Annotated in this window: 22 protein-coding genes; 7 read left to right on the plus strand and 15 right to left on the minus strand. The window is 63.4% G+C overall.

Going from position 1 to position 24,332, the window contains the following annotated elements; genetic code table 11:
* Positions 1 to 62: 62 nt before the first annotated feature.
* Positions 63 to 1,259 (minus strand): acyl-CoA dehydrogenase, encoded by a 1,197-nt coding sequence (locus FJ951_RS03410; protein WP_140513618.1) that lies wholly within the window; start codon positions 1,257 to 1,259, stop codon positions 63 to 65.
* A gap of 104 nt (positions 1,260 to 1,363) precedes the next feature.
* On the opposite strand from FJ951_RS03410, the gene FJ951_RS03415 reads away from it, so the two are divergent.
* A complete protein-coding gene (locus FJ951_RS03415; RefSeq protein ID WP_140513619.1) occupies positions 1,364 to 2,275 on the plus strand; it encodes a LysR family transcriptional regulator in 912 nt (303 codons plus the stop codon).
* Here the strand turns inward: FJ951_RS03415 and FJ951_RS03420 are convergent, their stop codons facing one another.
* The 8 genes from FJ951_RS03420 to FJ951_RS03455 form a co-directional block, all read right to left on the minus strand.
* A complete protein-coding gene (locus FJ951_RS03420) occupies positions 2,276 to 4,597 on the minus strand; it encodes a Tex family protein (RefSeq protein ID WP_140513926.1) in 2,322 nt (773 codons plus the stop codon).
* Between the two features lie 121 nt (positions 4,598 to 4,718).
* Positions 4,719 to 5,897 carry a serine hydrolase gene (locus tag FJ951_RS03425; RefSeq protein ID WP_140513620.1) on the minus strand — a complete coding sequence of 393 codons (1,179 nt, stop codon included), beginning with the start codon at positions 5,895 to 5,897 and terminating at the stop codon, positions 4,719 to 4,721.
* Between the two features lie 33 nt (positions 5,898 to 5,930).
* Positions 5,931 to 7,127, minus strand: a complete 1,197-nt coding sequence (locus FJ951_RS03430; RefSeq protein WP_140513621.1) for a serine hydrolase — start codon at positions 7,125 to 7,127, stop codon at positions 5,931 to 5,933.
* A 64-nt stretch (positions 7,128 to 7,191) separates the two neighbouring features.
* Positions 7,192 to 8,226, minus strand: a complete 1,035-nt coding sequence (locus FJ951_RS03435; protein ID WP_140513622.1) for an extracellular solute-binding protein — start codon at positions 8,224 to 8,226, stop codon at positions 7,192 to 7,194.
* Positions 8,227 to 8,248: 22 nt separating this feature from the next.
* Entirely contained in the window at positions 8,249 to 9,049 is an 801-nt protein-coding gene (locus tag FJ951_RS03440; RefSeq protein ID WP_140513623.1) for an ABC transporter permease, read from the minus strand.
* Complete coding sequence (locus tag FJ951_RS03445) at positions 9,042 to 9,962, minus strand: ABC transporter permease (protein ID WP_140513624.1); 921 nt, start codon at positions 9,960 to 9,962, stop codon at positions 9,042 to 9,044. Before FJ951_RS03445 ends, FJ951_RS03440 begins: the two co-directional genes overlap by 8 nt.
* Positions 9,962 to 11,056, minus strand: coding sequence for an ABC transporter ATP-binding protein (locus FJ951_RS03450; protein WP_140513625.1), 1,095 nt, complete (start codon positions 11,054 to 11,056; stop codon positions 9,962 to 9,964). The genes FJ951_RS03445 and FJ951_RS03450 overlap by 1 nt, the downstream gene beginning before the upstream one ends.
* 152 nt (positions 11,057 to 11,208) lie before the next feature.
* A complete protein-coding gene (locus FJ951_RS03455) occupies positions 11,209 to 12,888 on the minus strand; it encodes an amidohydrolase (RefSeq protein ID WP_140513626.1) in 1,680 nt (559 codons plus the stop codon).
* A gap of 246 nt (positions 12,889 to 13,134) precedes the next feature.
* Between FJ951_RS03455 and FJ951_RS03460 the strand changes: the two genes are divergently transcribed.
* The 4 genes from FJ951_RS03460 (at position 13,135) to FJ951_RS03475 (ending at position 16,797) form a co-directional block, all read left to right on the plus strand.
* The gene (locus FJ951_RS03460) at positions 13,135 to 13,788 is read left to right on the plus strand and encodes a TetR/AcrR family transcriptional regulator (RefSeq protein WP_140496198.1); all 654 of its coding nucleotides are present in this window, start codon (positions 13,135 to 13,137) and stop codon (positions 13,786 to 13,788) included.
* 23 nt (positions 13,789 to 13,811) lie between these two features.
* Positions 13,812 to 14,843, plus strand: a complete 1,032-nt coding sequence (locus FJ951_RS03465; RefSeq protein ID WP_140513627.1) for a histone deacetylase family protein — start codon at positions 13,812 to 13,814, stop codon at positions 14,841 to 14,843.
* 476 nt (positions 14,844 to 15,319) lie between these two features.
* Positions 15,320 to 16,030, plus strand: coding sequence for a helix-turn-helix transcriptional regulator (locus FJ951_RS03470; RefSeq protein ID WP_140496200.1), 711 nt, complete (start codon positions 15,320 to 15,322; stop codon positions 16,028 to 16,030).
* Positions 16,027 to 16,797: a helix-turn-helix transcriptional regulator gene (locus FJ951_RS03475; protein WP_140513628.1), complete on the plus strand. Its 771-nt coding sequence runs from the start codon at positions 16,027 to 16,029 to the stop codon at positions 16,795 to 16,797. Before FJ951_RS03470 ends, FJ951_RS03475 begins: the two co-directional genes overlap by 4 nt.
* Here the strand turns inward: FJ951_RS03475 and FJ951_RS03480 are convergent, their stop codons facing one another.
* From FJ951_RS03480 to motA, 6 genes are read right to left on the minus strand one after another with little or no spacing between them, the layout of a single operon-like run.
* Entirely contained in the window at positions 16,798 to 17,232 is a 435-nt protein-coding gene (locus FJ951_RS03480) for a hypothetical protein (protein WP_140496202.1), read from the minus strand. It lies immediately after the preceding gene.
* A complete protein-coding gene (gene flhB / locus FJ951_RS03485) occupies positions 17,229 to 18,311 on the minus strand; it encodes a flagellar biosynthesis protein FlhB (RefSeq protein ID WP_140513629.1) in 1,083 nt (360 codons plus the stop codon). The genes FJ951_RS03480 and flhB overlap by 4 nt, the downstream gene beginning before the upstream one ends.
* A gap of 9 nt (positions 18,312 to 18,320) precedes the next feature.
* Positions 18,321 to 19,334 carry a flagellar motor switch protein FliG gene (locus tag FJ951_RS03490; protein WP_140513630.1) on the minus strand — a complete coding sequence of 338 codons (1,014 nt, stop codon included), beginning with the start codon at positions 19,332 to 19,334 and terminating at the stop codon, positions 18,321 to 18,323.
* Positions 19,335 to 19,377: 43 nt separating this feature from the next.
* Positions 19,378 to 19,764, minus strand: coding sequence for a flagellar motor switch protein FliN (gene fliN, locus FJ951_RS03495; RefSeq protein ID WP_140496205.1), 387 nt, complete (start codon positions 19,762 to 19,764; stop codon positions 19,378 to 19,380).
* A gap of 17 nt (positions 19,765 to 19,781) precedes the next feature.
* Positions 19,782 to 20,729 (minus strand): FliM/FliN family flagellar motor switch protein, encoded by a 948-nt coding sequence (locus FJ951_RS03500; RefSeq protein WP_140513631.1) that lies wholly within the window; start codon positions 20,727 to 20,729, stop codon positions 19,782 to 19,784.
* Between the two features lie 32 nt (positions 20,730 to 20,761).
* Positions 20,762 to 21,637 carry a flagellar motor stator protein MotA gene (gene motA, locus FJ951_RS03505; protein ID WP_140496207.1) on the minus strand — a complete coding sequence of 292 codons (876 nt, stop codon included), beginning with the start codon at positions 21,635 to 21,637 and terminating at the stop codon, positions 20,762 to 20,764.
* A gap of 157 nt (positions 21,638 to 21,794) precedes the next feature.
* Here motA and FJ951_RS03510 point away from each other — a divergent pair, with 157 nt between their 5' ends.
* Both FJ951_RS03510 and flgF read left to right on the plus strand, forming a co-directional pair.
* Positions 21,795 to 23,606 (plus strand): DUF1217 domain-containing protein, encoded by a 1,812-nt coding sequence (locus FJ951_RS03510; RefSeq protein ID WP_140513632.1) that lies wholly within the window; start codon positions 21,795 to 21,797, stop codon positions 23,604 to 23,606.
* Positions 23,607 to 23,608: 2 nt separating this feature from the next.
* Positions 23,609 to 24,331, plus strand: a complete 723-nt coding sequence (gene flgF, locus FJ951_RS03515; protein WP_140513633.1) for a flagellar basal-body rod protein FlgF — start codon at positions 23,609 to 23,611, stop codon at positions 24,329 to 24,331.
* Position 24,332: the final 1 nt, after the last annotated feature.

Raw genomic sequence — 24,332 nt, forward strand, 5'->3', positions numbered from 1 at the left:
CATCTGGCCGTCATTCTCCAAGCGGATGTTGCGCTGCACCTAACTTAAACGGCTACCGAACCTCAGAAAAACGCTTGGATCCCCGTCTGCGCCCGTCCCAGGATCAGCGCGTGCACGTCATGCGTGCCCTCATAGGTGTTGACCGTCTCCAGATTCTGCGCATGGCGCATCACGTGATAGCCGATCTGGATGCCGTTGCCGCCATGCATGTCGCGCGCCTGGCGGGCGATGTCGAGCGCCTTGCCGCAATTGTTGCGCTTGACGATCGAGATCATCTCCGGCGCCATCTTGCCTTCGTCGAGCAGCCGCCCGACGCGCAACGAGGCCTGCAGCCCGAGCGCGATCTCGGTCTGCATGTCGGCGAGCTTCTTCTGGTAGAGCTGCGTGCTGGCCAGCGGCTTGCCGAACTGCTTGCGGTCGAGGCCATACTGGCGCGCGCGATGCCAGCAATCTTCGGCCGCGCCCATCGAGCCCCAGGAAATGCCGTAGCGAGCCCGGTTGAGGCAGCCGAACGGCCCCTTCAGCCCCGACACGTTGGGCAGCAGAGCATCCTCGCCGACCTCGACGCCTTCCATAACCACCTCGCCGGTGATCGACGCCCGCAGCGACAGCTTGCCGCCGATCTTCGGCGCCGAAAGCCCCTTCATGCCCTTTTCCAGGACGAAGCCACGGATCTCATCCTTGCCGTTCTCGCCCTTCAGCTTCGCCCAGACGACGAACACGTCGGCGACGGGCGCATTGGAGATCCACATCTTGGAGCCGGTAAGCTTGTAACCATTGGCGGTCTTCTCGGCGCGCGTCTTCATGCCGCCGGGGTCGGAGCCGGCATCCGGTTCGGTCAGGCCGAAACAGCCTATCCACTCGCCGCTGGCCAGCTTGGATAGATACTTCCTGCGCTGTTCGTCCGAGCCATAGGCATAAATGGGATACATCACCAGCGACGACTGCACCGACATCATCGAACGATAGCCGGAATCGACGCGCTCCACTTCGCGGGCGACCAGGCCGTAGGTGACATAGTTGGCGCCGAGGCCGCCGAATTCTTCCGGAATGTTGATGCCGAGCAGGCCGGCCTCGCCCATCTCGCGAAAAATCGCCGTGTCGAAGGTTTCGTTGAAATAGGCCTCCTCGATGCGCGGCGCGAGCTTGTCGGCGGCGAAGGCCGCCGCCCCGTCCCGCACCATGCGCTCGTCTTCCGAAAGCTGGTCCTCGATCAGGAACGGGTCTTCCCAGACGAATGCATTCTTGTCGGCAGCCATGGCCTCTCGATCCTTAAAAACGGGTGAAGCCCGGCTTATCGGCCCACGGCCTGACAAAATCAAACGAAATTGCTTCACCGATCAATGAGCGTTAGGAATAGATCATGAGCGTCCAACGTCGTCTTTTGCCTAACATCAACGCGCTTGCCGCCTTCGAAGCGGTGGCCCGGCTTGGCAGTTTCACCGCTGCAGCCCAGGAGCTGGATTTAACCCAGGGCGCCGTCAGTCGGCAGATCAGGCTGATCGAGGGCCAGTTTGGCCGCCGGCTGTTCGAGCGCGACAGCCGCAATGTCCGGCTGTCGGCGGCGGGCGAAACCTACGCCGAAGTGGTCCGTTCGGCACTTGGCCAATTGCGCGACGCAGCCCTTGGATTGATGAGTAATCGGCATAGCGGCATCCTGAACCTCGCAATCCTGCCGACCTTCGGCACGCGCTGGCTGATGCCGATGATCCCAGACTTCGTCGACAACAATCCCGACATCACCATCAACTTCGTCACCCGCGTCGGCCGCTTCGACTTCGCCAGAGAGCGGCTGGATGCCGCCATCCATTATGGCCTGCCGGACTGGCCCGAGGCAGACTCGACGCTGCTGGTGCGGGAGGTGGTGGCCCCGGTGGTGTCGCCCGAATTTCTCGCCGAGCGCTCCATCGCCACGCCGGCCGACATCGGCCGTCTGCCGCTGCTGCACATGGCGACGCGGCCTGGCGCCTGGACAGAATGGTTTGAGCATCAGGGCCTGAGCGCGCCGACCGGACCGGGTATGCAGTTCGAACAGTTCGGCACCGCCGCCCAGGCCTGTATGGCGGGTCTGGGCGTGGCTCTGCTGCCGCAAATCCTCATCTCAGGCGAGTTGCAGCGCGGCCAGCTGGTGCCCGCGCCCGGCCAGCCTATGCACAGCCGCAGCGCCTATTATCTAGTCGTCCCGCACGACAAGCGCGGCCATCCGCCGGTCGCGAGTTTTCGAGATTGGCTGACGAGCCAGGTTGAAAAGGACCCGGCTGTTCTGGCGTGGTAGCTACTTCCGCTTCAACGCATCCGCCAACGCCGCGCCGAACGCACCTTGCTGTGGCGGCCGCTCCGGCTGGCGCTGCGGCGCGGGCGAGCGTGGCGCCGGCCTGCCGCCGCCATTGTCTCGCGGGCCGCGCGATGCGCTGCCCTCGCCACCATCCCTGCGCATGGAAAGCGCGATTCGCTTGCGCTTGATGTCGACGTCGACGACCCGCACCTTGACCACGTCGCCGGCCTTGACCACCTCATGCGCGTCCTTGATGAAACGGTCGGCCAGTTGCGAAACGTGCACCAGCCCGTCCTGGTGGACGCCGATGTCGACGAAGGCGCCGAAGGCGGCGACATTGGTGACGGTGCCTTCCAGCAGCATGCCGGGCTTCAGATCCTTGATGTCATCGATGCCATCGGCGAAGGTTGCCGTCTTGAAGCCGGGGCGCGGATCGCGGCCGGGCTTTTCCAGTTCGGTCAAAATGTCGCGCACCGTCGGCAGGCCGAACCGCTCGTCGACGAAAACGCGCGGATCGAGCGCCTTCAGCGCCGCACTGTCGCCCATCAGCGAACGCACATCGCGCCCGCAGGCGGCGACGATCTTTTTGGCCACGCCGTAGGCTTCCGGATGCACGGCCGAGGCGTCGAGCGGCTCGGAGCCGTTCGGGATGCGCAGGAAGCCGGCGCATTGCTCGAACGCACGCGGCCCGAGGCGGGAGACCTTGAGCAAATCCTTGCGGCTGGCGAACGGGCCGGTGGCATCGCGATGCGCGACGATGGCGTCTGCGAGCGACGCCCCGAGCCCTGAAACCCGCGCCAGAAGCGGCGCCGAAGCCGTGTTGAGATCGACGCCAACCGCGTTGACGGCGTCCTCGACCACCGCCTCCAGCGAGCGGCCAAGCCGGTACTGGTCGACATCGTGCTGATACTGGCCGACGCCGATCGATTTCGGCTCGATCTTGACCAGTTCGGCCAGCGGATCCTGCAAGCGGCGCGCGATCGACACCGCACCGCGCAATGATACGTCGAGACCGGGGAATTCCGCCGCCGCCGTCGCCGAAGCCGAATAGACCGAAGCGCCGGCCTCGCTGACGATCACCTTGAGCGGCTTCGGCCCGCCGTCGGAAGGCATGTCGGACAGCATGTCGGCCACCAGCTTCTCGGTTTCGCGGCTGCCGGTGCCATTGCCGATCGAGATCAGCTCGACCTTGTGCAGGCGAACGAGCTTGGCGAGCTCCGCCTGCGTGCCACGCACATCGTTCCTGGGCGGGAACGGATAGACCGTTGTCGTCGCCACCAGCTTGCCGGTGCCGTCGACCACCGCGACCTTGACGCCGGTGCGGATGCCAGGGTCGAGCCCCATCGTCGGCCGCGATCCGGCGGGGGCGGCGAGCAGCAGATCCTTCAAATTGCGGGCGAAGACGTGGATCGCCTCTTCCTCGGCCCGTTCGCGCAGGTCGCGCATCAGATCGAGCGTCAGGTGCAGGGATAGTTTTATGCGCCAGGTCCAGCCTGCGACCTCCATCAGCCAGCGATCGCCCGGCAGGCTGCCGCCGATGGCGTAGGCATTGGCGATCATCCGCTCTACCGGCTTCACCGGCGAAGAGTCGTCGGCATCGACCTCGATGTCGAGCGACAGCACCTCCTCGTTGCGGCCGCGCAGCATCGCCAGCGCGCGGTGGCTCGGCACGGTGGCCCAGCGCTCGACATGGTCGAAATAATCGGAGAATTTCGCACCCGCCTCCTGCTTGCCGTCGACCACCCTGGCGCGCATGAAGGCGCGTTCCTTCATGTAGCTTCGCAGCTTGCCGACCAGGTCGGCATTCTCGGCGAACTGCTCCGACACTATGTCGCGCGCACCCTCAAGTGCCGCCTTGGCGTCGGCCACGTCCTCGGTCAGATAGGCCAGTGCGAGTTCCGCCGGCACCAGCGAGCGGTCGGCCAGGATGGCTTCCGCCAGCGGCCCCAGCCCACGCTCCCGGGCGATCTCCGCCCTGGTGCGGCGCTTGGGCTTGTAGGGCAGGTAGATGTCTTCGAGCTCGGCCTTGGTGACGGCGGAGGCGAGCTTGGATTCAAGCTCGTCGGTCAGCTTGCCTTGCTCCCGGATCGAGCCAAGGATGGTGTCACGCCGCGCGTCGAGCTCACGCAGATAGGCAAGACGCTCCGACAGCAGGCGCAATTGCGTGTCGTCGAGCCCGCCCGTCACCTCCTTGCGGTAGCGCGCCACGAACGGCACGGTCGCGCCTTCGTCGAGCAGCCCGATGGCAGCGGCGGCCTGTTCGGGCCGCGCTGTGATCTCGGTCGCGATAATGGCTGCGATGCGCTTGATGTCGGATGCCATGCCGTTCCTGCTCTTCTCGAAAAGAGCGGCGACCATAGGCGCAGTTATCCTGCCCGCCAACCTTCGCGGTTTCACCGGCGACAGAGGTCCACAGGAAAGCGCGCCCTAATGTTGCGGCCGCTCAGACCATCCGGCTCAGCGCTTCGAAGAATGCGACGATCTCGAGATCGAGCGGATCGTCGACCGGCTCGGGCTGCGATGACATCTTGGCGATCACCACTTCCGTCCGGGGGTCGACATAGAGCCACTGGCCATGGATCCCGATGCCGCAATAGGCCCCGTTCTCATGTCCTGTCTGGTACCATTTGTTGCGGTAGCGGCCCTTGGGAAACAGCGGCAGCATGGCGCCACGCTGCCAGGCTTCAGAACTGCCGCCGGTTACCGTGGTGTCGCGCACCCAGGCCTCGGGCACGATGCGGCGGCCATTCGCAGTGCCCCCTTGCCGCATCATCTCGCCGACGCGCGCCAGATCGCGCGGCGTCACCGAGATGCCGCCGGCAGTGCGCGCCGTGCCCTCCATGTCGACCGCCACCGAAGCTTCGCCGGCAGCACCCAGCGGCAGCCACAGTTTCTCGCGCATCAGGTCGGCGAAGCGCTGGCCGGACGCCCGTTCGAGCAGCAGGCCAAGCAGGTCGGAATTGGGGGACCGGTAGCGGAAGGTCTGGCCATGCGGCTCGGCGAGCCGCTGCAGTGTCAGGAGGAATTCACGCAGGCTTTCCGTGCCGCCGCCCGGGTTCCACAAGGTGGCGCGACGGTAACGAGCAAAGGCGCTTTCGGGATCGAGGTAGGCCTCCTCGAAATCGAGGCTGACACTCATATCGAGCACATGCCGCACGGCAGCCTCGCCATAGGCCGAATCGCCGGCTTCCGGTATGTAGGCCGTCACCGGGGCTTCCGGATCGAACACGCCCTCGCCTTCCAATATGCCGGCCATGATCGCGGTCACCGACTTGCTGATCGAAAAGATGATGTGGCGGGCGCCGAAATCCATATGCGGCGCAAACCAGTCGCCGACGATCCTGCCGCCTCTCATGACGGTCAGCGCATCCGTGTGCGAGCGGCTGAGAAAAGCCGCGACGGTTTCCGGCGTGCTCGCCACCGCGATCTTTTCGTCGAGCAATCCGCCGAAATCCTCGGCCGGCGCCTCGTTGACCGGCAGGGCGGCGACACGCGCGCTCGGCACCAGCTCGCCGACGTTCTGGAATGACCATCGGTTGAACGGATTTTCCCGCCAGTTGGCGAGCAGCACCTGGTTGCGGCGGAAGCCGTAACGGGTCTCGAACGCGGTCTTGCCGGTCATGGCATTTCCTTCCAGGTCGTGTCTTGTGGGGGTTCAGCTCAGCGCGGCGGCGATGGCATGCACGGCCTTCAGCGTCGCCATGGAATAGGCGACGTTGCTGAAATCCGGCCAGCTCGAAAGCTTGACCACGACCATCCGCGTATTCCAGTCGATGTGGATCATCTGCCCGAACACGCCCCGGCACATCAGCGCCCGCGAATGTGGATTCTCGATCCAGAACTGGTTGCGATAGCTGCCCTCTGGCAGGCTCGGACTAAAGCCCGGCCCGTGGCTGCCGCTGCGCGTCGCCTCGATCCAATCGGCCGGCACGATGCCGCCGCCATTATCGAGGATCAACTGGCCGAAGCGGGCATAATCGCGCAGCGTCGCGTTGAAGCCGCCATCGGCCAGCGCGTAGCCGGCGCTGTCGACGGTGAAGCAGGCGCTTTCATCGGCGCCGAGCTTTTGCCAGAGTTCTTCCGAGACCAGTTGCGCCAGCCGCTTGCCGGTCACCCGCTCCAGGATGAACGCGAGCACATCGGTTTCGACCGAGCGGTACTCGAATGCCGCCCCATGTGGCCGGACCGTCTCCGTCAAGCCCAGGATCAGCTCGAACATGTGCGCGGGCCAGCGAAAGTCCGGGTCGCTGCCCGGCGGCACCGGCTTCCAGCCGGTGGCGACATCGACCTGGCCTATGTCGGAATAACGATTGTTATATTCCTCCGAGAAACACACGCCCGTCGTCATGTCGAGCACGTGCTGGACTCTGGCGCCGGCCCACCCGGTTGCCTTCAATTCCGGCAGGTAGTCCGTCACCGGCCTCGCCGGATCGACCAGCCCGCGCCCGGCCAGTATGCCGAACACCGAGCCGGTGACCGACTTGGCCATCGACTGCGACAGATGCAGCGTGCGCTCGTCCATGCCGTTGAAGTAGCGCTCAAAGGCTATCTTGCCGTCCTTGAGCACCAGGAAGCCATCCGTATAGGTCTCGTCCAGCAGGCCCGCGAGCGTCGTCTTCCGTCCCGTGCTGTCCTCGACCGGCAGCCCGTCGAGATCGATCTCGGCGCGTTCGAGGCGGTGACGGTGGCCGTTGCCGCGCCAGACTTCGACGGTCGGCAGAATTTCCCTGATGTGCTGGAAAGCCCAGCGGTTCCAGGGCGGCCTGTCCCAGTCGAGCCTTGGTGGCACCATGGCGGGCGGCGAGCCCTGCATGATCGGCGGCCGCGGATCGCTGTTGCGATAGGAGTCCATGAAAGCCATTCCCGGAAACGGAAAAGACCCGGCGGCATGTGCCGCCGGGTCCGTCATGCGGCGATTACTTCTGCAGTTCGGTCCAGATCTTGGTGTAGAGTTCCTGCGTCTCTGGCGCGCACATCTGCTGCAGTTCGCCAAGCGGCTTGGCGTCGGCCGGAATGACGACTTCCGGCGCGTCCTTCATGTCGGCCGGCATGTATTTGTCCGAACCGGCGATGGCATTGGCGTAACGATGGAAGGCCGAGAGGCCGGCCGCGTTTTCCGGATCCATGATGAAGTTCTGGAACAGCTTGGCGTTCTCGACATTCTTGGCCTCTTTCAGGACGACGACGTTGTCGCTCCACAGGCCATAGCCTTCCTTCGGATAATTGAAGTGGATGGCCGGGTTGGCAAGGCGCTGACGCAAAGCCGAGCCATTCCAGTCGCTGGTTGCCTTGAAGTCGCCGGCGCCCATCTTCTCTATGGTGTTGTATTCCATGGCGATCCAGTTCGGCTTGGCCGCCACCAGCAGGTCACGTACTTTCTTCAGCACCGTCTTGTCGTTGGTGCATTGCTGGCCGCCGACATATTTGATCGCAGCGAACATCACGTCGCCCATCTCCGGTACGACATTGACCTTACCCTTCAACTCTTCAGGCGTGTTGAAGATGATGCCCCACGTGTTGGCCGGGCCCTTGTAGGCGTCGGTGTTGACGACGACGCCGATCGTGCCCCAGGCCCACGGAACCGTGTATTTACGGCCCGGATCGAATTCAGGATTGGCCCATTCGGGCGCGATGTTCTTCGCGTTCTCCATCTTGCCCGGATCGGTCTCCTGGACGAGGCCTTCCTTTATCCAGATCGGCACGTAGGTCTGCGAGGGCACCGCTATGTCGAAGCCGGTGCCGCCCTGGCGAACCTTGGCGAGCGCCGTGTCGTTGGAATCGTAGTCGGTGATGGTCACCTTGACGTTGTATTTCTGCTCGAACTTCTTGATTACGTCGGGGCTGGTGTAGTTGCCCCAATTGTAGATGTTGAGCACGCCGTCGGCGCGCGCAAGGCCCGTCGAAGCGAGCAACGCCAACCCCAAGGTGGCCGTTGTTGTCTTCCAGTTCATCGTTCCAGCTCCCATTTCAGGTTCAGTCTCGTTTCCTGCTGACGAAGAAAAACAACGTGACGATCGCAACCGAAAGCAGCAGGAAGGCGGTCGATATCGCGTTGATCTCGGGTGTGATGCCGCGGCGGATCTGGCCGAGCATATAGGTGGGCAGCGTGTCCTGGCCGCCCGACTTGACGAATTCGGTGATGACGACGTCATCCAGCGAGATGACGAAGGCCAGCATCAGTCCGGCAAGGATGCCGGGCCACAAAAGCGGCAGCGTGATGCGGCGGAAGGTCTTCCACGGCGTCGCGTAGAGGTCGGCGGCGGCGCGTTCCAGAGTCAGGTCCATATTCTCCAGCCGCGCCCTGATCGGCAAATAGGCGAAAGGAATGCAGAACGCCGTATGCGCGGCGATCAGGTAACCGAGGCCCGAATAGCCGGTGAAGATCTTGATGCGCGAGAAGAAGATCAGCAGCGCCACGCCGGTGACGATCTCGGGCACCATCAGCGGCTGGTTGATCGCTGCGTATTTGAAGGTGAGGCCGGGATAGGGCGCGGTGCGCGTGGTGGCGAGCGCCGCCATGGTGGCGAAGATGGTCGACAGCACCGCCGCGGTGGCGCCGATCTGGAACGAGCGCAGCGTCGCGTCGATGACCTGCGTGTTCTGATATGCCGACTGGAACCATTTCAGCGAAAAACCGCCCCATTCGGAAGTCGAGGTCGCCGCGTTGAAGGCATAGATCACCAGCACGACGATCGGCAGATAAAGCACGACGAAACAGGTCGCCGCGATCGCGGTGAATCCGGGCTGGTGCTTGATGGAGAAGTTGCTAGCCATGCCGCACCCCCGACTTGCCGGCATTGCGCACATAGGCAAGCAGCGCCACCATGACGATGATCATGACCGTGATCGACAACGCCGAACCGAGTGGCCAGTTGCGGCCCTGTCCGAACTGCAATTCGATCAGGTTGGACAGCATCATGTTCTTGCCGCCGCCAAGCACGCTCGGCGTCACATAGGCGCCGAGGGCCGGAATGAAGACCAGGATGGAGCCGGCGATGACGCCGGGTTTGACCAGCGGGAAAATGATCTTGCCCAGCACCTTGAAGCGTGTCGCGTAGAGATCGTAGCCGGCCTCGACCAGCCGGAAATCGAGTTTTTCCATGCTGGCATAGATCGGCAGCACCATCAGCGGCAGGTAGACATAGGCCATGCCGATCAGGATCGCCGTGTCGGTGTAGAGGATCTGCACCGGCGCCGAGACGATGCCGAGCTTCAGAAGGATGGTATTGACGATGCCTTCGTTGCGGATGATCTGCAGAACAGCGAAAGTGCGGATCAGAAGGTTAGTCCAGAACGGGATGGTGATCAGGAACAGCCAGAGATCCCTGGTCTTTTCACTGCGCGTCGCCATGAAATAGGCGGTCGGGAAGCCGAGCGCCAAAGTCGCCAGCGTCGTCACCACCGCGAGCTTGATCGAGCGCAGGAAGATGGTGACGTGGGCGGCCGCCAGCGACAGCGTGTCGTCGAAAATGTCGCGTTCCATGAACACCGACACCCAGGCTTCCGGCGAAAATTGCCACTTCACGTCGCCATAGGCGCCGGGCGTCAGGAACGAATAGACGAGCACGGTTAGCAACGGGCCGGTCGCGGCGAGCAGAATGACCAGCAGCGCCGGCGCTGACAGCAACCAGCGGGCGCGGACGTCGCGCCGCTCCGCTGCCTTGGCGACTTCTTCGGCGGTGGCCATCAGTCCCTCAGCACTTGCGCGGCGTCGTTGCCGATCAGGATGCCGACCTTGTCGCCGCGCTCGAAACCGCAGCCGGCGCTGCGCGTGTTCTGCTGGCGCACGGTGAAGGCTTCGCCGCTGTCGAGCTGGACATGGATATGCGTGTCGGTGCCGAAATAGACGATGTTGTCGACCGTGCCCGCCAGGTCGCCCTTGCTCCTGGTCAGCTTGGCATGCTCCGGCCTCACCACCACGGTGGCGTTGTCCTTCGGCTGGAAGCCTTCGGCAACGGTCGCCTCGATGGTTGTGCCGGATTTGAGCGTCGCGCGCGCCTTGCCGTTGCCGGTGCCTGATATGGCCGCGGTGAGAAAATTGGTCTCGCCGATGAAGTCGGCGACGAAGCGTTCGGCAGGCTTGTCGTAGATATCCCACGGCGAGCCGACTTGCAGGATCTTGCCCGACGACATCACCGCGATGCGGTCCGACATCGTCAGCGCTTCTTCCTGGTCATGGGTGACGAAGATGAAGGTTATGCCGGTCTCGTGCTGCAGCCGCTTCAACTCGATTTGCATCTCCTTGCGCAGCTTGTAGTCGAGGGCGGAGAGCGGTTCGTCGAGCAGCAGCACCTTCGGTTGCGGCGCGAGCGCCCGGGCCAGCGCCACGCGCTGCTGCTGGCCGCCGGAAATCTGGCCGGTGCGCCGGCCCGCCAGCGCCTCCATCTTGACCAGCTTCAGCATCTCGGCAACGCGCGCCTTGATCTGCGCCTTGGGCTTGCCCAGCATCTCCAGGCCGAAGCCGATATTGTCTGCCACCGTCATGTGAGGGAACAGCGCATAGGACTGGAAGACGGTGTTGACCGGCCGCTTGAAGGGCGGCAATGGCGCGATGTCCTGGCCGTAAAGCAGGATTTCGCCGGCGGTTGGAAAGTCGAAGCCGGCGATCAGCCGCAGCAAGGTGGTCTTGCCGCAGCCGGATGGTCCCAGCAGTGTGAAGAATTCGTTCTCGCGGATGGATACCGAGACTGTGTCGAGGGCAGCGACCTGCCCCTCACCCGATCCGAAAATTTTGCTGACGTTTACTACTTCAATCGCATTCCGATCCGGTTTGTCCGGCACGATTACGCCTCACTGTTGACCCCGCTCTTGCTGGCGGAGCTTTTCCCCTATTGGATGTGACCACACGGCCGGTGGGTTGGCAAGTCCGGCATTGAATCACAGTTCAGTCGGTCATTTCAGTCCGCCATTTCAGCAGGCAGGCCGCATGCATGTCAGGCCTGGTAGGTGACTTTGCCGCCGCAGATCGTCGTTACCGGGCGCACCTTGTGCAGGTCGGCCGGTGCCGTTTTTTCGATGTCGGCCGACAAAACCACCAGATCGGCCATATAGCCTGGCTTCAGCGTGCCCTTGCGGTGCTCGGCGAATTCGGCATAGGCGCCCTCGACCGTGTAGGCGGCAAGCGATTCACGCAGCGAGAAGCTCTGGTCCGGATCGCTTGATGCCCATGGTTTGCGCATTACTGCCGCCTGGATGCCCAGGATCGGATCGATCGGCGACACCGGCCAGTCCGACGCGAACACGACATGCGCGCCGGCATTCTTCAGGGTGCGCCAGGCATAGCTCAGCGGCCAGCGCGCCGGCCCGATGCGCGAGACGGTCGGCTCCAGCGGAAAATCCATGGCGCCGGGCGGATGCGGCGGCTGCATGGAGGCGATGACGCCGAGTTCGGCGAAACGCGGCACATCAGATGCAGCGATGACCTCTATATGTTCGACACGATGCCGGCTGTCGCGCTTGCCATTGGCCTTTTGCGCCGCCTCGTAGCCGTCGAGCACGGCGCGCACCGCGCCGTCGCCGATCGAATGCACGGCGATCTGCAGGCCGCGCCTGTCGACGGCGACGGCGAGATCGATGAATTGCTGGGGCGTGAACAGTGGTTCACCCACCCAGTCGGGACGGTCGGCATAGGGCTCGATCATGACGGCCGTCCAGGAATCGAGCACGCCGTCGTAGAACACCTTGACCATGCCTGACGACAGCCACTCGCCATTGTAGCGCTCGGCCATCGCCGAGGCCTTGTCGAGTATGTCGAGCGTCATGAAATTCTTGTAGTGGAAGGGTATCTGCACCCGGCAGGACAGACCCTCCTCGGCCTCGATCTCGGCCAGCAATTCGAGCTGGTAGAGATTGCCGTCCATGTTCTGGATCGAGGTGATGCCGTGGCGCGCGCACCAGGCGAGCCCGCGCCGCATGATGTCGCGGTCGGCGGCGCGTTCTTCCGCCGATGGCATCGGGTCTGGCTCGCCGCCCGTCGCCAGCCCGAGCCGCACCCGGCCCTCGCCGGCAAGATTGAGCACCGGGCCGAAAGCCTCGCCCTCGCGCAGTTCGCCATTTGCCAGACCGTCGTCGCCCATGACGATCTCATTGCCGGGGCCAAGCGTGCGCCCATTCAGGATGCCAGCCAAGTCCAGCGCCTTGGTGTTGGCCCACATCGTATGGTGGTCGGGCGCGGCCATGACGAAGGGCCGGTCCGGCAGGATCGCATCGAGATGATGACGCGTCACTCGCTCGTCGTCGAGCACGGTGTAGTCGACGCCCTGTCCGACCAGCATCTTGGCATCGGGGTGCGTCGACGCGTAGTCGCGGATCGCCTTTTGCAGCGCCTCGAAACCGTGGACGCCCGACAACTGGAGATGGGCAAGCTCGGCCGCGCCTGAAAACAGATGCATGTGGGCTTCGATGAAACCCGGGATCACCGAACCGCCCCTGGCGTCGATGACCCTGGTGGCCGGCCCCTTGAACTCTTCGATGGAGGCGTGGCTGCCGAGAGCGACGATGGCGCCATCCTTGACGGCAACGGCTTCGGCGGTCGGATTGTCATCGTCCATGGTCAACACACGACCATTGATGACGATCAGATCCGCCTTGTGACCCGCACCCGTGACAGACATCGCGACTCCGCGCTTTTGACTGAGACCGACAACCACTGCCCACGAGCTGCCGCTCCGCGGGAGGGGCGATGGGGAAAGATGATGCCGGCGCGCTGTCTTCGAAATTCCCCTTGTTATCCCCAAGGCAGCGTGGATAAAAGAATGCGACTAATCATTCGCGTTTGTCAACATGCGGAATTTGCAATGTATTGTGGACAACACTCTGCGCCGATGTTGGGACTGGGCGGGGAACGAGGACGTCAAGCCGTGAAGCGCAGTCTCGATCGCAAAACCAGGATAGCGCTCGAACCGCGCAAGCAGCCGCGCCAACAACGGTCGAGCAAGGTGGTGGACCGGATCCTCGACGCGGCGCTGATCCTGACCCGCGAGCAAGGCACAAGGACGCCGACCACGCTCGCCATAGCGCAGCGCGCGGGCCTGTCGGTTGGTTCGGTCTACCAGTACTTCCCCAACAAGGAAGCCATTCTCCTGGACCTCGCCCGGCGCTGGCTGTCATCCTTTCCCGAAGTGATCGCGAGGCGCATCAGGGTCGATCCGCCCACCAACCGCGAGGAGTTTCGGCGGGAGGTGCGCAGGCTCTTCACCGATACCTCCAGGCTTTATCTCGACAATGCCAGCCTGATGCCGGTGATCGAGGCGATTTCAGGCAACGCCGACCTGAGACCGATCCAGAACGAGTATGACGACCAGATCATCGCCCTCTATGCGGCGTGGCTGCGGCACGTGAACCCGGCTCTCGAAGACAAGGTCGCCAACCGGCTCGGCGTGCTGATGATGGAGGTCGGACACGCCTGCCGTCTTGTCGGCCTGAAAAGGGATCGCCGGACATACGACCTCATCGAGGACGATGTCGAAACCATGTGGCTCGCTCTGGTGACCCCCTACCTCAACCTTGACTGATTTCGCATTTCGAGAGGAATTTTATGAAGACTGTCTATTCGCCGCTTCACGCCGGCCACGCCGGCCAGATGGAACTGGTCACATCGGCGATCGTGCCGGGTTTCGAAAAACCCTCGCGCGCCGAGTTCATCAAGGCGCGGGTCGACAGCGAGAAACTCGGGCCGATCATCGCGCCGGCCGAGCATGATCTTGCCGCCGCCAAGCGCATCCACAGGGCCGACTACGTCGATTTCCTGCCGACGGTCTGGCCGCAATGGATCGCCGAGGGCCACACAGGCACAGCCATGCCCTTCACCTGGCCGACACGCGGCCTGCGCGGCGACGTGCCGCCCAAGCGCGTCGACGCCCTGCTCGGCTATTATTCCTTCGACGGCGGCGCCACCTTCGTCGAAGGAACATGGGATGCGATCAAGTCCTCCTACGACGTCGCGCTGACCGCCGCGGGCCTGGTCAAGGCCGGCGAAGCCTCCGCCTTCGCGCTCTGCCGTCCGCCCGGCCACCATGCCGGAGCCGGCTTCATGGGCGGCTATTGCTACATCAACAACGCGGCCGTTGCCGCGCAGTGGTTCCGCGACCAGGGGGCCAGCCGCATCTCGATCCTCGATGTCGACTATCATCACGGCAACGGCACACAGGAGATCTTCTACGACCGCGCCGACGTGCAGGTCCTCAATTTGCACGGCGACCCGATGGTCGAATATCCGTTCTTCCTCGGCCATGCCGACGAGCGTGGCGCCGGCGCGGGCGAAGGTTTCAACATCAACTATCCCATGCCGTTCGGCACCGGCTGGGACGCCTGGAGCGCCTCGCTGGAAGACGCCTGCGCCAGGCTCGCCGCCTACGCTCCAGACGTCGTCATCGTCTCGCTCGGCGTCGACACGTTCGAGAAGGATCCTATCAGCCAGTTCAAGCTGAAGTCGTCGGACTATCCCATGATCGGCCGCCGCATCGCCAGGCTCGGCCTGCCGACGCTGTTCGTCATGGAAGGCGGCTACGCCGTCGAGGAAATCGGCATCAATGCCGTCGGCGTGCTGACCGGCTTCGAGGGCCGGTGACACCGGCTGCCCGAAGCGCGGCAGCTCTCAGGGAAACCACGAAAAAGGGCGGCGTCAGCCGCTCTTTGACATCCTCTAGCCCCTTGGTGGGCGCGACTGAAACAGCCCCGGCCGAGAAGACTGGCTTGCACGGCTCGAACATTTTCACGCACCGAAACGCGCGAAAATCGGCGCCTGAGTCGCAGCTTGAGTCCACTCGATTCGATTTTGTCAAATCGCGTTTGATGTCAGATTCATCTACGGGTAGATTAGACCCGAATCAGCCGGTCCTCGGGGGGCGCGGCGACCACCCAAAGTCTCAAGTGCCGGAATTTTCTGGCGCCAGACGCGGACGGCTTCGCGTTCCCTGAATGGATTCCGTCTGATCGGGCGCGACCCCGCGCTTGTGTGTGTCTCGTAAATGTAACGCGTTTTCAGGTTCGGCGGCTGGCTCTCCAGCATCCGGACATCAGCATCGATTCCGGCCAAAAACAGCAATGAGCAGTCCCGCCGCGCTTCTTCAATCCGACACATTGGGCTCGCGCCTGACGTCGCGCGGCGATCTCACCAGCTTTTTCATGGAGTTGACCGCCGAGATCGGTGCCGACAGCTATATGCTGGTCGCCATCGTCCACGATCAGGACCGCAACGACGCGCGCATCGTCTCGTCCAATTGGATTTTCGACGCCATCGAACTGATCGGCAAGCGGCTGATCGCTGGCCTTGCCCAGGGCGCGCTCACCGTTGCGCCGGGCATGCGTCCAAGGCCGCTGGTGTCGGCGCAGGCACCACAGGCCGAGGGGCTGGTCTCCGGCGAAGAGGCACGTCTGCTCGACGTGCTCGGCCACGCCGAGATCTATTCGCTCAGGCTGAATGTCGGCCGCCAACGCCTGTTCGCGCTGTTCTCGGCGGCAGCCGCCGGCCGGATCGACCAGCCAGCGCTGATGAAGGCGCAGCTGAAGTGCTGCTACGCGCTCTCGCATATTCCGCAACTGATCGCCGCCGCCGCCATGCAGGATCCGCTGTCGGACCGCGAGCGCGAATGCCTGTTCTGGGTCTCGGAAGGCAAGACCACGGACGAGGTTGCCGTCATCCTTGGCGTGTCCTCCAACACCGTCAACAGCTACATCACCCACGCCATCCAGAAATTCGCGGCCAGCAACCGCGCGATGGCCATCGCCACGGCGATCAGGAGCGGCATCATTTGAAACAGGCCGACGTCAAGCAGGCCGCCGAGGCCCTTTTCAACGACCAGCGCAATCCGTTCGGTGCCTTCTCGCTCGGCTCCGAAACGCACCACGCCGTGACCATTCCCGATGCTGTGCGGCGCTGCCGTTGGATCGCCGTCGACATCAATGCCTCGGCCTTCGGCCTGTTCTTCGTCAGCCCGTCGCTCGAGCGGGCGCGGCTGGTGCCGTGCTTCGATTCCGACTATCCCGGCATATCGGTGGCGACCAAGTTCATCTCGGGCGCCAATGGCGAGGAGATCGTGCGCCATAGCAGGATCTCGACCGAACCGCGCTGGTGGACGGATGACGGTGTGGCGGCCATGAGCGAGATGTTCGGCGGCCTTGCCTGGACCGAGCAGATGGCGCCGCTGGCGCCCGGCAGCAGCGGCATCGCCTTTCCCGTCCACGCCGATCGCGGCCAATGCGGCCTCGTCGTCTTCCTCGGCTCGGAGATCGCCCTGCCGCAGGACGCGCTCTATGAAATCCACGCCCGTTGCTTTTCGCTGTTCGCCGCTGTCGCCCGCATGCGGCCGGGCGATGTCGGCAAGACGCGCGCGATCTCCAAGCGCGAGCTCGAATGCCTGAAGCTGACCGCCAACGGCAATACCAGCGAGGAGATAGCGCGGCTGCTGAAACTGTCGGTGCATACCGCCAACCAGTATCTCACCCAGTCGACCCAGAAGCTCAACGCCGTCAACCGCAACCAGGCGGTCGCCAAGGCGCTGCGGCTCGGCCTGATCGAATAGTTAGAACGCCAGCGGCTCGACCTTGCGGATACGCGCCTGTTCGACCACCGCCTCGAGCAGGGCGGTGTTGTGCTCGGGGTCCTCGCCGGGCTTTTCGAACGACACGTAGTTGACCGCGACCGAGGCGCCTTTTTCGCTCAGCGTCAGCTGGAAATAGACCGTGACACCGGGCGGCCGAAGCTCGAGATCGAGCACGATGCGCGGGCTGCCGCTCCAGTCGACATGCGCCTCGCCGCCATGGCCGAGCCTCAGCGTGCCCGGCTTGAAGAACAGCTCCGCCGCGGAATCGACTAGGTCCGACAGGCAGGCGAAATGCTCCAGCCGGATGAAGGCGATATAATCGGCGACATCGATCAGCCTGAGCTCCGCCACGACTTGCTCGATGGCGCTGGCGACGATGATCTCGCGGGAGTTGGCGTGCGGTTGGCGGTTCATGAAATCTGTCTGCGCTCAGCCTTTTTCGAGTAGACGATCCGCACCAGTTCGGCGACGGCCTGGTAGAATTGAGACGGGATCACACTATCGACCGAAACTTGCTTGTACATGGAGCGGGCGAGCGCCACGTCCTCGAAGATCGGGATGTTGTGCTCGCGCGCGATTTCGCGGATCTTGAGCGCCACCAGATCCTGCCCCTTGGCCAGCACCAGCGGTGCCGAATCCTCGTCGCGCACATATTTAAGCGCGATCGAGAAGTGCGTCGGGTTGGCGATGATCAACGTCGCGCGCGGCACCGCCGTCATCATCCGCTTGCGAGCGCGGTCGCGCGCCAGCGAGCGCAGCCGCGACTTCACGATCGGGTCACCCTCGGACTGCTTGAACTCGTCCTTGACCTCCTGCTTGCTCATGCGCAGGTCCTGCTTCCAGTGGAAGCGCGACCAGACGATGTCGATCGCCGCGATCAGGCCCATGACGAAGACGATCGCCACCAGTATGTCGACCGCGATGCCGCGGATGACGAGGCCGAAGGCGACGGGATTGGTGATCATGCCGGCGAGCAGCTTGCGGTGATCCTCGGACAGCGTGAAGGCGAGCACGACGATGGCGAAGCCCACCTTGCCGAGCGCCTTCAGGAACTCGACCCAGCCCTGCACCCCGAACAGCCTGTTCCAGCCCTTGACGATCGAGATGCGCGACAGCTGCGGCCTGATGCGTTCGCCGACGAACTGCGGCATGTTCTGGAACACCGAGGCGCCGATGCCGGCGATGGCCAGGAGCACCAGCAGGCTGAGGATGGCACGGCCCACCTCCAGCATGACGATCTTGTAGAGCGCGATGACGTCGGTCTCGGTGTCCATCGGCCAGGCTTCCGGCTTCTCCAGGAACATCGACAGGAACATGCCGAGATCGACAATGGCATCCTTGGCGTAGAAGACGGTGAACACCAGTATGGCGACGAAGGAGGCCAGGAGCGCGGTCTCCCTCGAATGGGGCAGCTTGCCCTGTTCGATGGTGTCGCGGATCTTCTTTTCCGTCGCTTCTTCGGTTTTGGAATCCTTGTCGACCGCCTCTGCCATGATCCGGCCTTAGGCGGCGGCGTTCTGGGTCGCGGGAAGCTCGAACGCGCCTTCGCGCGCCAGCCGGATTGTCGTCGTCACGATCGTCTTGCGCGCCGCCATGATGTCGGCGAGGGGAACCCCTTCGGATCCTTGTCCGAGTTCGGCTTCGATCATGCGCCGCGAGCGCGCGCCGATCGCCGACAGCGCCGCTTCGGCAAGGATCGCCGAAGTGCCGCGCAGCGCCAGCGTGACCAGTTCGGTCGACAGCCCGTCGAATAGAAGCACGCGCGCTTTCTGGGTAAGCAGCGGCAAATCGTCGAAGGAGAACAGCCGAGCCCGGACGCCGTCGAGATCGGGCGTGCCGGCGGCCTCCAGGTCCTGCATGACCTCCTCGAGCAGCGGCTTGTCCAATTCGTTGAGAACGCTGGCGACGCGCGCCTGTCCGGCCGATGTATCCTTGGTCGCGGTTTCCGCCAGCACGCTGGTGCGCAGCCGGTTTTCGACGATCCTGCTGGCGGCGTCGGGAACATTGGCCATCGTCACCATGCGCTTGATGATCTCGCCGCGCGTCGGCTTGCTCAACGTCAACAGTACGCTCGCCGCCGCCTGCGGCGCCAGCTTCGACAGCACCATGGCCGCAGTCTGCGGATGTTCACCGGCCAGGAAAGTACCAAGCCGCACCGGCTCGAGCTTCTCGAGCTCGGGCCAGATCGGCGGCGGACCTTCCGGCGCAACCTCGAATTTCTTGTCACCCATGATCGCGCTCATCTCTTCGGGTGACAGCGATTCATTGAGGATGGTGTCCATCCTGTCGGCGGAATCGAGCAGTCCCGCCCCTTCGGTGAACTCCGCCTCGAACTCGGCGACGATGCGCTCGAGATCGCCTTGCGGAATGGTCCTGAGCAGCCGGGCGCCCTCGATAAGCGCCTTCAATTCCTCCTGCTTGAAGAATTTCAAGAGGCGGCTGGCCGACGGCTTGCCCATCGCCACCAGTATGGCGGCCGCCTTCTGCGGACGCGTCAGGGAAAGGGACGTCGTCATGCCTTTCGCTCCCGCTGCCGCCGGCAAGACCCGCGACGCATCTTCACGCGCCCTTCGTGCCGGCGATGATTTCGGTCAGCCTGATGCCGAAGCGCGACGGGTCGCTTTCGAGCACGGTGATCTCGCCGCGCGCTATTCTGCGGCCGTTGACCACCACGTCGACCGGTTCGCCGATGCGGCGGTTGAGCGCCACCGTGGAGCCCTTCTGCAGCGCCATCAGGTCGGACACCGGCATCTCGGTGCTGCCGAGGATGATCTGGACGTCGACGGGGATGTTCATGATGACGCTCGAATTGGCAGCGGACGCGGCCTTGAACGCAATATCGGGGCGCTGTTCCTCTTCATGCAGAACCCCGCGCAATTCCTCGATGGCGCGGTCGAGCTGCTCGTCCGGCTGGTCGATTTCGGCTTCTGCCTTGGTCTTGGCCATGCATCGTCTCCAAAAGCTCAGGCGTGCCCGGCACCAGCCGGCATGAGCCCGTCGATAAAATCCTGTCCGGCATCATAGGGATGCTTGATCCGGACGGTGTAATTCTGTCCCAGCTTGCCGAACTCGCATACGAACAGCGTCTTGCCGCGCGCGCCGAGACGCGCTTGCGATTGCGCCGTTTCCTCGAATTCGATGATCTGGCCAATTTCGAAATCGGCAAGATCGCCGAGCGTCAGTCGGGCCAGCGGCATGGTCGCCTCGAGCGCTACCGTGGAGCGCATCACTTCTTCCGAAAAGCGCGCGCGCCAGCTGGCGCCCTGATCGTTCTCGCCGCCGGCAGCAGCGCTGTCTCGGCTGGCCAGCACGACACGCTGCGGCATCGTCACCGTGACGGTGCCGCTGTCGGCCGGCGTCGAGATGCCGAAGACGATGCGGATTGCGGCGCCATCGCGCAACACGTGCCGTTTGGCTTCGCTGCCCGACATCGCCCGCGTCACAGGCAGGCGCAGGTCGAGCGACCGTCGCCCCGATCCGTTCAGTGCCTGCGCGACCTGCTGGAACACCATGGTCGAAACATCGACCTCGATCTGCGACAGATCACGCTCTATCGGCGATGCCGGCATCTCCGGGTCGCCGCCGAACAGCGTGCAAAGCGTGACCGCGATCGCCGGCGCATCGATCACCAGGGTCATGGCATCGGAGGACGTGGCTGACGCAACGATGGTCATGGCAAACGTATCGCCGGCACGGGAGCGGGCCTCCGCGACGCGGCTGACCTCGACGCCCCTGAGATCGACGGTGACAGGAACTCCAAGCTCACTGGTCAGGCTCTTCTGCAGCAGCGGCGCAGCGCGCTCTGCCATGCCCCGGCCGGTGCCGATGACCTGGGCGGCCTCGCCGCTGTCGCCGACCAGGCGCTCGATGATCAGCGAGCGCGCTTGTGAGGGACTGCCGGGACTGGTCATGACAATGTCGGCACCGATCTGTCGCGCATCGCTCAGGCGGCCCTTTTCTCGGCGGAGCCGGTGTTCATCGTGCTCTGCTCGACGGCGTCGATGGTCGGCCGTTCATAGGACGATATGGTCTTGCGGCCGAACTCGATCGCCACCTGCGGCAGGGCGCCGTTCATGTAGGCGAGCAACGTCTGCTTGACGATGATGTAGAGCCGGTTCTTCTTCTCGCGCACCGTCTTGATCTTGGTGGCGACGGGCCCGACCACCGCGTAAGACAGGAAGATGCCGAGGAAGGTACCGACGAGGGCGGCGCCGATCAGGCCGCCAAGGATTTCCGGCGACTGGTCGAGCGCGCCCATCGCCTTGACCACGCCGAGCACGGCGGCGACGATCCCGAGCGCCGGCAGGCCGTCGCCGACCGCCACCAGCGCGTGGTAGGCTTTCATCTTGTCGGACTTGATGGTCTGGATTTCCTCATCCATCAGCGCCTCGATCTCGTGCGAACGGGCGTTGCCGATGATGATGATCCGGCAATAGTCGCAGATGAAATGCGTCAGGTCGTGGTTCTTCAGCACGGTGGGGAATGCCTGGAAGATCGCCGATTCCTCGGGATTGTCGATATGCGCCTCGACCTCGCTGCGCGACTTCGAACGCAGTTCACGCATCAGGCTGTGCAGCACGCCGAGCGTTTCCAGATAATCCTGCTCCTTCGGCACGGCCTGCTTGAAGGCTTCGAGGATGCCCCTGCCGGTGTCCTTGACCGTTTTCATCGGATTGGCGACGAGGAAGGTGCCGAGTGCGGCGCCGCAGATGACCACCGCTTCCCAGGGCTGCATCAGCACATGCAGATGCCCGCCCATGGCCATGAAGCCGCCAAGGACGCAGCCGAGCGTCACCACCAGTCCAATCAGAATGCCCACGAGAGGTCCTTCCGCATTTCAAGTCAGGTGCAAGGGATAGTCCCCGTGCCTTGTGTGAGGCTTGAATCGGAGCGGCACCGAGCCGATCGGCGCGATTCAGTTTCGCGCAAGGAAGTGAGTCTACTGTGCTGGCATAGCTTCGGCCGGAGGCGCGTCCTTGCTCAGTACCTATACCAGCTACCAGTTGATCACCAGGGACATCGACAAGTCGATCGACCGCATCGAAAAGCAGCCGACGGTCGATCGCGACACCAAATATTATCTGGACAACATCACCAAGGTGAAATCGATCGACGATTTCGTCAACAATGACCGTTTGTTCAAATATGCCATGAAGGCCTACGGCCTGGAGGACATGGCTTACGCCAAGGCGTTCATGGTCAAGGCGCTCAAGGAAGGCGTTTCCGACCCCGACAGTTTCGCCAACAAGCTGACCGACAAGCGCTACGCCGAATTTGTCAGCGCCTTCAACTTCGCAGCCAACGGCGCCAATACCACGGTTTACAACAAGGCGCAGCAGCTGGTGACCGGCAACTATGCGCTGCAAGTCCAGATCGGCGCCTCGCAGGCGGGCTTCTCTTACTATCAGAGCGAAACCGCCTATTATGTCACCAACATCTCCAAGGTTAAGTCGATCGACGACCTGATGGGCGACAGCCGCCTGCTGACATACGCGATGGCCGCATTCGGGCTCGACGCCGAAACCGAACCGGCCGCAACGGTCAGGGCGATGCTCGAAGGTGGCGTCAGCGATCCCAACAGTCCCGCCAACAAGCTGACCGACAAGAGTTACGCCAACTTCGTCTCGACGTTCGACTTCGCCCAGTATGGCGATCAGACGACCACGCGCGACAACGTCCAGCAGGCGGTGCCTAAGGGCTACATGGCCGGAGCCGGGCTGACGTTGGTCAAGCCGAGCGCGCAGTACGTCAAGGGCGAGGCCGACTACTACGCGGCAAACGTTTCCAAGGTGAAGTCGATTGACGACCTCATGGCGGACAAGCGCCTGCTTACATTCGCCATGGCGTCCTATGGACTGGATGCGTCAACCGAAACCCCGCGGCAGATCCGCGCCATGCTCGAGGGCGGCGTGAGCGATCCCAACAGCCCTGCAAACAAGCTGACCGATAAACGATACGCCAACTTTGTCACGGCCTTCGATTTTGCCCAATACGGCGATCAGACAACCTCGCGCGACGCAGTGCTGAAAGATACGCCGAAAATCTACACGACAGAGTCGGCGCTTGGCCTGATCAAGCCGAATGCGGACTACATCAAGTCGGAGACCGCATATTACCTGGCCAACATCACGAACGTGAAATCCATCGACGATCTGATGGCCAACAGCCGCTTGTACAATTATGCCCTGTCGGCCTACGCGCTCGATCCGGCGACAGAGAGCAAGGATCTCATCCGCAGCGTCCTGGCCGGTGGCGTCCGCGACCCCGACAGCGTCGCCAACAAGATGACCAACAAAGCCTATGCCGGGCTCGCCTCCGCCTTCAACTTCGAACAATACGGCGAAGCGGCCACCACGACCAATCCGGCACAGCAGCCGACCGTCGACAAATACATGCGCCAGACGCTGGAGGAGGATGCCGGCCAAACAAACGAGGGCGTACGGCTGGCGCTCTATTTCCAGCGCAAGGCGCCTGATATCACCAGCTGGTATAATGTGCTCGCCGACACCGCTCTTGCCAGTGTGGTGCGCACAGTGCTCGGCTTGCCCGATTCCTTCGCCACCGCCGACGTCGACAAGCAGGCGCAGCTGTTCGAGCAGAAGCTCGACATTTCCGATTTCTCCGACCCCGAAAAGCTCGGCAAGTTCCTGACCCGCTTCACCTCCATGTACGAGATCAACCACCCGACCTCGTCAGCCGTGTCGTCGATCAGCGTGCTCTTCGCCAAGCCGGTCACGGCGGGGATCTCCACCGACCTGATGATGGCCATGCAGAAGTTGAAGTTCTGACCATGCGGGACAGTCTCTACGTCGCCCTTTCCTCGCAGATCGCGCTCGAGCGTCGGCTCGACACGATCGCCGACAATGTCGCCAACGCCTCGACCGTCGGCTTTCGCGCCACCGGCGTGAAGTTCGAGGACGTGGTGTCCGGCACCGGGCCGAAATCCGTGTCCTTCGCCTCCTCGGGCAAGACCTACCTTTCCGGCGCCCATGGCTCTCTGACCGAGACCGGCAATCCGTTCGATTTCGCCATACAGGGCGACGCCTGGTTCGCCATCGAGACGCCGGTCGGCACCGTCATGACCCGCGATGGCCGCTTCTCGATGAACGAGAATGGCGAGCTGATGTCGGTCGAGGGCCATCCCGTGCTCGACGCCGGCGGCGCACCGATCCAGCTCGACCCCCGCAACGGCCCGCCCAAGGCCGGAGCCGACGGATCGTTGCGCCAGAACGATCAGCTGGTAGGCTCCATCGGCCTGTACAATTTCGATCCGGGTGAGAATTTCGTGCGCTACGGCAATTCCGGTATCGTGCCGGCGCGCACGCCCGAGCCGGTGACCGATCGCGCCGATATCGGCGTCGCCCAGGGCTTCGTCGAGGAATCCAACGTCAATCCGGTGCTGGAGATGACGCGGCTGATCATGGTCCAGCGCGCTTTCGAGAACACCGCCGCCTTGATGCGGCAGACTGATTCCTCCACCGACGAGGCGATCAAGACGCTCGGCTCGAAGTAAC

The organism is Mesorhizobium sp. B2-2-3 (assembly GCF_006442405.1).
GTDB lineage: Bacteria > Pseudomonadota > Alphaproteobacteria > Rhizobiales > Rhizobiaceae > Mesorhizobium.

Bases quoted from the DNA above. Each gene is read 5' to 3' on its own strand.
- FJ951_RS03410 (WP_140513618.1), bottom strand. From the start codon at position 1,259: ATGGCTGCCGACAAGAATGCATTCGTCTGGGAAGACCCGTTCCTGATC.
- FJ951_RS03415 (WP_140513619.1), top strand. From the start codon at position 1,364: ATGAGCGTCCAACGTCGTCTTTTGCCTAACATCAACGCGCTTGCCGCC.
- FJ951_RS03420 (WP_140513926.1), bottom strand. From the start codon at position 4,597: ATGGCATCCGACATCAAGCGCATCGCAGCCATTATCGCGACCGAGATC.
- FJ951_RS03425 (WP_140513620.1), bottom strand. From the start codon at position 5,897: ATGACCGGCAAGACCGCGTTCGAGACCCGTTACGGCTTCCGCCGCAAC.
- FJ951_RS03430 (WP_140513621.1), bottom strand. From the start codon at position 7,127: ATGGACTCCTATCGCAACAGCGATCCGCGGCCGCCGATCATGCAGGGC.
- FJ951_RS03435 (WP_140513622.1), bottom strand. From the start codon at position 8,226: ATGAACTGGAAGACAACAACGGCCACCTTGGGGTTGGCGTTGCTCGCT.
- FJ951_RS03440 (WP_140513623.1), bottom strand. From the start codon at position 9,049: ATGGCTAGCAACTTCTCCATCAAGCACCAGCCCGGATTCACCGCGATC.
- FJ951_RS03445 (WP_140513624.1), bottom strand. From the start codon at position 9,962: ATGGCCACCGCCGAAGAAGTCGCCAAGGCAGCGGAGCGGCGCGACGTC.
- FJ951_RS03455 (WP_140513626.1), bottom strand. From the start codon at position 12,888: ATGTCTGTCACGGGTGCGGGTCACAAGGCGGATCTGATCGTCATCAAT.
- FJ951_RS03465 (WP_140513627.1), top strand. From the start codon at position 13,812: ATGAAGACTGTCTATTCGCCGCTTCACGCCGGCCACGCCGGCCAGATG.
- FJ951_RS03470 (WP_140496200.1), top strand. From the start codon at position 15,320: ATGAGCAGTCCCGCCGCGCTTCTTCAATCCGACACATTGGGCTCGCGC.
- FJ951_RS03480 (WP_140496202.1), bottom strand. From the start codon at position 17,232: ATGAACCGCCAACCGCACGCCAACTCCCGCGAGATCATCGTCGCCAGC.
- flhB (WP_140513629.1), bottom strand. From the start codon at position 18,311: ATGGCAGAGGCGGTCGACAAGGATTCCAAAACCGAAGAAGCGACGGAA.
- FJ951_RS03490 (WP_140513630.1), bottom strand. From the start codon at position 19,334: ATGACGACGTCCCTTTCCCTGACGCGTCCGCAGAAGGCGGCCGCCATA.
- fliN (WP_140496205.1), bottom strand. From the start codon at position 19,764: ATGGCCAAGACCAAGGCAGAAGCCGAAATCGACCAGCCGGACGAGCAG.
- FJ951_RS03500 (WP_140513631.1), bottom strand. From the start codon at position 20,729: ATGACCAGTCCCGGCAGTCCCTCACAAGCGCGCTCGCTGATCATCGAG.
- flgF (WP_140513633.1), top strand. From the start codon at position 23,609: ATGCGGGACAGTCTCTACGTCGCCCTTTCCTCGCAGATCGCGCTCGAG.